This is a genomic window from Christensenella sp. (genome assembly GCF_034927525.1).
Classification (GTDB): domain Bacteria; phylum Bacillota; class Clostridia; order Christensenellales; family Christensenellaceae; genus Christensenella.
The window spans coordinates 1-8,591 of sequence record NZ_JAYFPU010000336.1 but is presented as its reverse complement, the minus strand read 5'-3'; the positions used below and the strand labels follow the sequence as shown (position 1 = coordinate 8,591).

The following is an 8,591-nucleotide window of genomic DNA, read 5'->3' as shown; positions in this document are numbered from 1 at the left end:
GGTCAAGCGCAAGCTGACCGATTTGGATGCCATGAAGATTGCGGAGCAGAAAAAAGCGGTTCGCAGCGGGTACGATATGGACGTGCTTCCTGCAGACCTAGTGACCTACGGTTCGGAGGCAAAGGCGCTACTGGAGGATTTACAGTCTCGCAATGAGCGAATGTTCCTCGTTACCATGCTGATCACCAACGTAGCGAAGAGCCGCCGCAAACTGGATAACGATGTGTTCGCGGCGTCGGGCATTGCGCAGAAATTCAACTGCGCAATGAAACGGTTGGATCACCAGCAGGAGCAGGGCCTGATGTCCACGCTGGCACTGGGGCAAAACCACATCGAAATTCAACGCGGCCTGACCACATCTTCCACCGCCATCTTTGTTCCGTTCACTACCTGTGAACTCTTTATGGATGGCGTGGCCCTCTACTATGGGCTGAACCCGCTCAGCAACAACATCATTATGGCTGACAGAAAGCGTTTGAAAGCGCCCAACGGCCTCTTTTTGGGCACGCCCGGATCAGGCAAAAGTTTCAGCGCCAAGCGTGAGATTGTGAACGTGTTTTTAACGACCAAAGACGATATTTTGGTCAGCGATCCCGAAGGCGAGTACCATCCGCTGGTCACCCGATTGGGCGGTCAGGTGGTCAGGCTGTCGCCGGTATCCACGCAATTTATTAACCCGATGGATATCAACCAGGACTATTCGGAGGAGGAAGACCCGCTTACCCTGAAAAGTGACTTTATTCTCTCCCTGTGCGAGCTCATTGTGGGCGGCAAAGACGGCCTGCAGCCGGTAGAAAAAACCATCATCGACAGATGCACGCGGCTTGTCTACCGGGATTATCTGGCAAACCCTGAGCCGGAGCGGATGCCGATTCTCGGTGACCTGTACGAGCTTCTCCGCGCCCAGCCGGAGGCCGAAGCGCAGCGGATTGCCACCTCGCTGGAAATCTACTGCGTGGGTAGCTTGAACGTATTCAACCATCGCACCAATGTGAATGCCAATTCCAGACTCATTTGTTATGACATCAAAGAACTCGGCAAGGGTCTTAAAAAAATTGCCATGCTCATATTGCAGGATGCGGTGTGGAACCGAGTGACCGCCAACCGTGCCAAACGCCACACCACTTGGTTCTATATTGATGAGATGCATCTTTTGCTCAAAGAGGAGCAGACGGCGGCCTACACGGTGGAAATCTGGAAGCGGTTTAGAAAATGGGGAGGTATTCCCAGCGGGCTGACGCAAAACGTCAAGGATTTGCTGGCTTCGAGGGAGATCGAAAACATCTTTGAAAACAGTGATTTTGTGTATCTTTTGAACCAGGCACCGGGCGACCGCCAGTTCATCGCAAAGCAGCTTGGCATCAGCCCCCACCAGCTTTCCTATGTCACCCATTCCGGGCCCGGCGAAGGGCTGATGATCTACGGTTCGGTCATCATCCCATTCGTTGACCACTTCCCCAAAGAAACGGAAATCTATTCGCTCTTAACATCCAAGCCCTCAGAAATGATGGCGGCGTAAAGGCGGGTGATGGAAATGCCGAGGGATTTGGACGGCTCCGAAAGGGGCAAGGAAAAACAGCGCGGCGCTCCGGTCGAGCGACAGAAAGCGCATGGGCCGGATCGGGGGGACGTTACGGCGTCTCCCCGTGAAAGCATTACGAACAGCCGCACCCACAGACGGAGCATGGAAACGTCCACGCGGGGTGGCGGCGGCGGGGCGCATAGCCGTGAGGACGGCGGTACGCGGCGCTCATTCGCAAGGCCGAGACCCCAGCCGCCGGCGGATGCGGTATCCACGGAAACCGTTCCCGATAACGGGGCTGAGGACGCGCCCATACTGGACGATGTTACCCGTACGCGCGGTATCCGTGAGCCTTCCGGTTCAGCGAAATCCAGTACAGATAAAAACGCGACAGCACAAAAACACGCCCGGCTGAATTTTACGAAAGAGGACGCGCCACCGGAACCAATAACATTGTCAGATAAGGCGGCGGCTGCCCGCCACAGGGCGGACAAGGCAGAGGCAAAATTGGATCGAGCGCGGGAACACCTGCCCAAAACACACAAAGTAAAGGTTGAAAAAACCTTTGACGAGCAGAAGAAAAAAAGCAAGCGGCGCCTTACATTTGAAAAGGAAACCAAATCCAAACAGGCGCATTTGAAAGGTGCACCCATTACACGCCCTGTCAAATCAGGCGTGGGGACAGCGGTATTTCAGGCTCACAGAAAAATCCATCAAGCGGAGCATGAGAATGTGGGCGTGGAAGCCGGTCACAAGAGTGAGCTTACAGCAGAGAGCGGGCTTCGATTCCTGAATCATCGCCGCAAAACAGCGCCCTACCGCAAAGTGGCAAAACGGGAACAAAAAGCAGTGCGGTTAAACAGCAAGGCGGCCTATCAGAAGGCGTTGTCGGAAAATCCGAATGCGAAAAAGGGATTGCTCTCTCGCATGGCACAAAAGCAAAAAATAAAGCGTCAGTATGCGAAAGCTGCGCGGGCGGCGAAAAACACCAAACAGGTCGGCGGTGCTGTGAAAGTAGTTACCGGCTTTATTAGCCGCCACCCTGCGGCCTTTACAATCGTCTTAATCGCCGCCCTGCTCGTTATTTTGCTGGTGAGCGTGTTTTCATCTTTGGGCAGTATGGCGACGGAAGGGATGGGCACTGTTCTTGCAACCAGTTACCTGGCATCGGACTCGGATATTGACGCGGCGGAGCTTGCCTATACTGAATGGGAAACGGATTTGCAAATTGAGATACGAAACACGGAGCAGACCCATCCGGGATTTGATGAGTACAGGTATTCGGTGGACGATATCGGGCACGGACCGTATGAGCTCATGGCCTACCTGACCGCCATGTACAACGAATTTACCTATTCGGGCATCGAGTCAGACCTGCGCGGGATTTTCGATCAGCAATACCAATTGACTTTCACGGAAGAAGTGGAAATACGCACCCGCACCGTGACGGTAATTGACCCATTGACCGGCGAAAGTTCCGAGCAGGAAGAAGAGTACGAGTGGCATATCCTAAACATCACACTCACCGCGCAGTCCTTCACCGATGTTATAATGCCCCGGCTGGATGCGGAACAAATGCAGCGGTACAGTATGCTGACAAGGGTTAAGGGCAATCGGCAGTATGTGGGCAGCCCTTTTGATTTCAACTGGCTACCGTATGTGTCGGACGGGTACGGCTGGCGCGTACATCCCATCACTGGCGCCAAAGATTACCATAAGGCAGTGGATATCGCTGTGGCGACAGGTACGGAGATACTTGCCGCCCATGACGGCACGGTTTCCTTTGCCGGTGACAATGGCAGCTATGGCCTTGTTGTTTTCATGCAGGGCGAGGATGGCGTTGAAACCCGGTACGCCCATTGCAGCCAATTGCTTGTCACACACGGGCAGAGCGTGAAGATGGGCGATGTGATTGCAAAAGTGGGTAGTACGGGCGGCAGTACCGGAGCGCATCTGCATTTTGAAGTGCTGAAAGACGGCCAGTACCTGAACCCGCTGTATTTTGCTATCACAAACGATGATGGCAGCAGCTACATCCCGCCTGGTAGTCCCGGTGGCGCACCCATCCCCGGATATCCCGGCGCGCCGATGGATAACGCTCGTTTTGCCGCTATGATGGAGGAAGCCCAAAAACATCTTGGCAAGCCCTACGTGTTTGGAGCCAACGGACCGAATAGTTTTGACTGCTCCGGCTTCGTATCTTACGTTCTAGCGCATAGCATCTACCCCGGTTTTGGGCGCACAACAGCGCAGGGATTGTACAACATTTGCACCCCTGTTTCAAGGGCAGACGCACAGCCGGGCGATTTGATTTTTTTCACTGGAACCTACAACGCAGGTCGGCCTGTCACGCATATTGGTATCTATATTGGAAACGGACAAATGATCCATGCCGGCAAGCCGGTGCAGTACGCTTCTATCGACACCCCCTACTGGACCAGTCACTATTACGCAATGGGCAGGCTTCCATAGGCACACCCTATTACGATTGGAGGAACTATTTTGAACCCTAAATTACAAAAAGTCATCCGCGATATTGAGCGGACGAAGGCAAAGGTCACGGAACTGCAGGCACTGTTGCCTGACTTGGAACGACAAAAAACCGAGCTTGAAAACAGCGAGTTCATCAAAGTACTGCGCTCTGCAGATGTGGCCCCCGCTGATTTAACCGCCTTTATTGAGGCATACAAAATGAACAGGGACAGTGGCGGCGCACAGCCTGCACCCAAACACAATATACTGGAGGACGGAACCCATGAAAACGAAGTTTAATATTTTACTGCCCCTGTTAGCGCTTACGCTTTGCCTAGGGGCTTTTTTGTTCCCCGTAACGGCATACGCGCAAACCACCGACACCACACCGCCCACCATTACGGCCACGCTTTCGGGGCAGACCCTCACGGTTACGGCAAAAGATGAGGATTCTGGTGTGGATTCTATTTATGTGGGCAAGCATCGTTTCACTACTTTGGCGGACGGCACGGCGCGCCTGCAGTTCAAAGACTATGCCGGAACGGCAGACAAGCAGGTGGAAGTTTACGCAACAGATGTGGCGGGAAACCATTCACAATCTGTATTGATTGACAACCCATACTATGTGGCGCCCGCAACCCCCACACCGGCGCCTGCCACGAGCAACACCACTCCCGCGTCAACACAGGCACCTGTTGCGCCGACCCCAGCCTCCTCGTCAACACCCGCACCCACACTGTCTGCAAGCCCGGCACCTACACCATCTGCGGCTTTACCTGAACCGCAACCACCGGTTGATGTCACCGAAGATGCAATCCCAAGCGGCTCGAATCCCCTTACGCCAAATGGCGGCGGCACGGTACAGGATAACGCCACCGGCGAAGAGGGTAAGGAGTTTTTCACCGTCACCACCGAGGCGGGCAATGTATATTATCTGATTATCGACCGTCAGCGCGGTACGCAAAACGTATATTTTCTCTCACCCGTGACGGAAGCGGATTTGCTTGCGCTGGCAGATAGTGGCGCTGTTACCAATCCCGGCCTGGTGCAGCCGGAACCACAGACACCTGAAACACCCACGCCGAGTGAAGAGCCACAGCCGCAGCAGTCTGCTCAAACCGGCAATATAGGCACCATCCTTTTTGTATTGCTGGCTATAGCCGCTGTAGGTGGTGCCGCCTACTACATTAAAATAGTAAAACCCCGCAAACAGGCGCAAGACGAGGCGGAGTATGAGGACGACTTTGAGGACGAAGAATCCGGCGAGGAGGAATACTTTTTTGACGGTGAAAAAAGCACTGATACCGTTGGAGATGATGATTCGGAAGACGATTAAGAGGGACTAAATCATTTGACATCGCTTTCACCGCACGCTACAATACCACAACGAATCAAGATAATTTACAATATGAGGTGATAATTATGACGATAAAAAGGAAGATTGCAGTCGCGGTTGGATGCGCGGCAGTCATTGCCATGATTTGTTTTGGGACTTTAGGCAACGCAAATGTGGATGATGCACCGGCTAGCATGGAACCTACGAAATCGGTGGCCGCCCTGCCAAAACAGGTAGTACCAAAAGATTCCGTTGAAAGAGCCACTTCATCCACGGTGGAGCCAATATCTTTGGAACCGTCGCCCGGTTCTGCGGCAACACCTGCTCCTGTTTCCAAAACAGGCGGCACAGGTGAACAACCACCCAGCAGCGGTCAGTCGCCCGCAGGTAATAGCGAGCCGCAGAATCCCGCAGGCGGAACAGCGAATGGAACGGCAAACGAAACGCCGCCCGCGCCTGATTCCGCTGCACCTGCCGCTCCCGACTCGATTACGCCACAGCCAACACCCGCGCCGGAACCTGCACCAACGCCGCCCACACCTGCTCCTGAACCACAGCCATCCGCAGACCCAAAACCGGGCGGGTACGCTTACTGCTCTTGCGGCGCGGTTTTGTCGGAAGAAGAAGTGGTTGGGCATATGAAACAGCACGCTCTAAACGGCGAGAACCACCATTACGATACTTACTGATATAGCCGAAAGAATGTAGGGCCGCTTGCGGGAAGACTCCCGTGGGCGGCTTTTTCTTTTGTGCTATTCCTTTTGATTGGTTCGCAGGCATCTGCGAGCCATTTTCTTTTCCGCAAATATGAAATAAAGGAGATATTTTCATGCGAAAAACAACCAGAAAACTTGCCGGCATGATTTTGGCGGTCATGCTGTGCCTTTCGCTGCTGCCTGTTTCGGCAATGGCTGAGAATGTCGGGTCTGATTCGGCTGAAACATCAGCCGTGTCGGATACGACTCTGACCGAATCGATGCCAGAAGCAACAACGGAGTCGACGCCAGCATCTACAGATGAACCATCACAGGAGCCAGCGCCAGCGGAAATACCCCCATCGGAATCCCAACTGGAGCCTGCGTCAGAATCACCCTCACTCACTGATATCAAGCCCGAACTGATTAAGGTGGTGGATGAGCCACTGATAAAAGTAGAGTACCATTACTACGATGAAGCCCAAAATGCCGATATTGCAGATATGAATGAATATACAATTCAATCTACCCATTTCTATTACGCAATAGCAATGGCCGCAGAAAATGACACAGCAGTAATCATCACCGCAAACAAATATCCCGATCTTATCCCTGTTAGCACAGATGCTTTGCGTTTTCGTGTCCTGCTGGACGGTGAGACGGATATCACCACACAGGCGGTATATGATCAGGCATCGGGCCAAGTGACACTGCCCTTTGGGTGCATGGGCCACGCCATCACCATCAGCTGGTACTGCCCGGTGTCCGAGGTGACCGACCTGCCTGTGAAGGTTACGGTCAGCACGAACCAAAACGGCAAGTTCTCCGATATAGTCAACGACCTGATGCTTCCGTCTAATGCGGCGGCGATCAGCGTGCCAATTTCGGCTGTTGATTCCATCGTTGTGTCGCAGAACGGGATAGAACTACCCTCGGACGCGTACAGCATTTCTGACGGAACGCTGTCTGTATCCGAATCACCACTGGGTGGCGATTTGTTAGTCATCGCCTATACGCCCAAACGGGCGAAAGACGCGAGCGGTCAAGTGGATCATACCCGCAGTGACAATACAATCTATTACGGATACTATACTCACTATTTCACTGCCAACGGAAACGTGTCTTTCTGCCTGAACCCAGTCGCACCCAGCATCCCCACTGGGACATACCCTGTCAGCCGTTATCTGCATCCGGGCGCAGACGATTTGCTGATTAAATGCGCCTACTACCTCTATGGTGGGCCGGGTTACGATTCCGTCAAGGTGAACTTGTTTGAAGACCCTGATTCCATGACGGCCTATGCGCTTTCCCATGCTGTGGCAGCCTATGCCTATCTTGGAACGATGGATGCCTTTTATGGTGTCAGTTCAACCGTGCGGGATCACCTGACACGAGTTCTTTCATCTGTCAGTGTACAAGCGATGCCGCCCCAGGGGTTTGAAGCCTTCATCTACAACGAAGGCGCGCCCAGCCAGACCTTTTTAGGCTGGAACTATGCCCCTACCGGCAACGTGGAGATTGTTAAGGCGTCGAACAATACTGCGATGACAGATGATAACCCCTGCTATTTGCTGGAAGGTGCGGTGTTCAATGTCTATGATGGCGGGAATAACCATGTGGGAACCATCACCACCGATGCAAGCGGGCGCGGACGGCTGGACGGTCTTGCTGCCGGGTCAGGGTATTCCCTTGTGGAAACTCAGCCCCCGACAGGCTATGCACTTTCCGGCGCAAAGGTGTCTTTCACTATCGTGTCCGGGCAGACCATAACGGTCAATGTGACAAATATTGCCCAAGGCGACCCGGTGACCATCCTCTTAAAAAAGCGGGACGCTGAGCGCAGCGCGAATGAACCGCAGGGCGGCGGCACGGTGGCAGGTGCGTTGTTCACCGTTAAGTTCTACAAAGGGCTGTATACGGCATCGCAGCTTGCAGGTAAAACCCCGGCTCGTTCCTGGGTGGTGCGCACAGATTCAGATGGATTTGCTATGCTGCATCAGGATTATCTTGTTTCCGGCGATGCTTTGTATTATGACAGTTCCGGCAAGATTGCCACACTGCCGCTGGGAACGGTCACAATCCAAGAGACCCAGGCACCGACAGGATATTTGCTTAACAATGAACTATTTGTGCGGCAAATCACGGCACAGGGTAATGCGGAGCCGGTCTATACGTACAATGAACCCATTGTGCCAGACAACCCCATCCGTGGCGGCGTATCCATTGAGAAGTGGGATTTCGACTTAAACCGTAGAGCCGCACCCCAGGGTGACGCAACGCTTGGCGAGGCTGTGTTTGAAATCTACAACCGAAATGCGCACAGCGTGATTGTGAACAGTAAGACCTATGCACCCGGAGCGCTGGTGTATACGATGAAAACCGACGAGACAGGTACGGCGACAACGACGAATGACCTCTTGCCTTACGGATCCTATGAGATCATCGAAAAAACACCGCCGGTCGGCTATCTTGGAACAGGTGTACTCCGGCAGAGCTTTAATATCACCACACACGGTTTCATTGTCAATCTGAAAACCAGTGCCACGGTCATTAAAAACAATGTGAT

The 8,591-nt window shown here is 53.4% G+C and carries 6 protein-coding genes; all 6 read left to right on the top strand.

Features of this window, described 5'->3' with window-relative positions; genetic code table 11:
* On the top strand, positions 1-1,519 hold a 1,519-nt coding region (locus VB081_RS13505), incomplete at its 5' end, for a VirB4-like conjugal transfer ATPase, CD1110 family (RefSeq protein WP_442872727.1).
* Between the two features lie 15 nt (positions 1,520-1,534).
* A complete protein-coding gene (locus tag VB081_RS13500) occupies positions 1,535-3,994 on the top strand; it encodes a CD1108 family mobile element protein (RefSeq protein ID WP_323401301.1) in 2,460 nt (819 codons plus the stop codon).
* Between the two features lie 30 nt (positions 3,995-4,024).
* Positions 4,025-4,294 (top strand): DUF4315 family protein, encoded by a 270-nt coding sequence (locus tag VB081_RS13495; protein ID WP_323401300.1) that lies wholly within the window; start codon positions 4,025-4,027, stop codon positions 4,292-4,294.
* Positions 4,278-5,330: a DUF4366 domain-containing protein gene (locus VB081_RS13490; protein WP_323401299.1), complete on the top strand. Its 1,053-nt coding sequence runs from the start codon at positions 4,278-4,280 to the stop codon at positions 5,328-5,330. Before VB081_RS13495 ends, VB081_RS13490 begins: the two co-directional genes overlap by 17 nt.
* An 86-nt stretch (positions 5,331-5,416) precedes the next feature.
* Positions 5,417-6,019 carry a hypothetical protein gene (locus tag VB081_RS13485; protein ID WP_323401298.1) on the top strand — a complete coding sequence of 201 codons (603 nt, stop codon included), beginning with the start codon at positions 5,417-5,419 and terminating at the stop codon, positions 6,017-6,019.
* 509 nt (positions 6,020-6,528) lie between these two features.
* Positions 6,529-8,591 (top strand): SpaA isopeptide-forming pilin-related protein (locus VB081_RS13480; protein ID WP_323401297.1); only part of this gene is annotated, 2,063 nt, incomplete at its 3' end.

Excerpts from the sequence above, each read along its gene's own strand:
- VB081_RS13500 (WP_323401301.1), top strand. The coding sequence starts at position 1,535 with ATGCCGAGGGATTTGGACGGCTCCGAAAGGGGCAAGGAAAAACAGCGC.
- VB081_RS13490 (WP_323401299.1), top strand. The coding sequence starts at position 4,278 with ATGAAAACGAAGTTTAATATTTTACTGCCCCTGTTAGCGCTTACGCTT.
- VB081_RS13485 (WP_323401298.1), top strand. The coding sequence starts at position 5,417 with ATGACGATAAAAAGGAAGATTGCAGTCGCGGTTGGATGCGCGGCAGTC.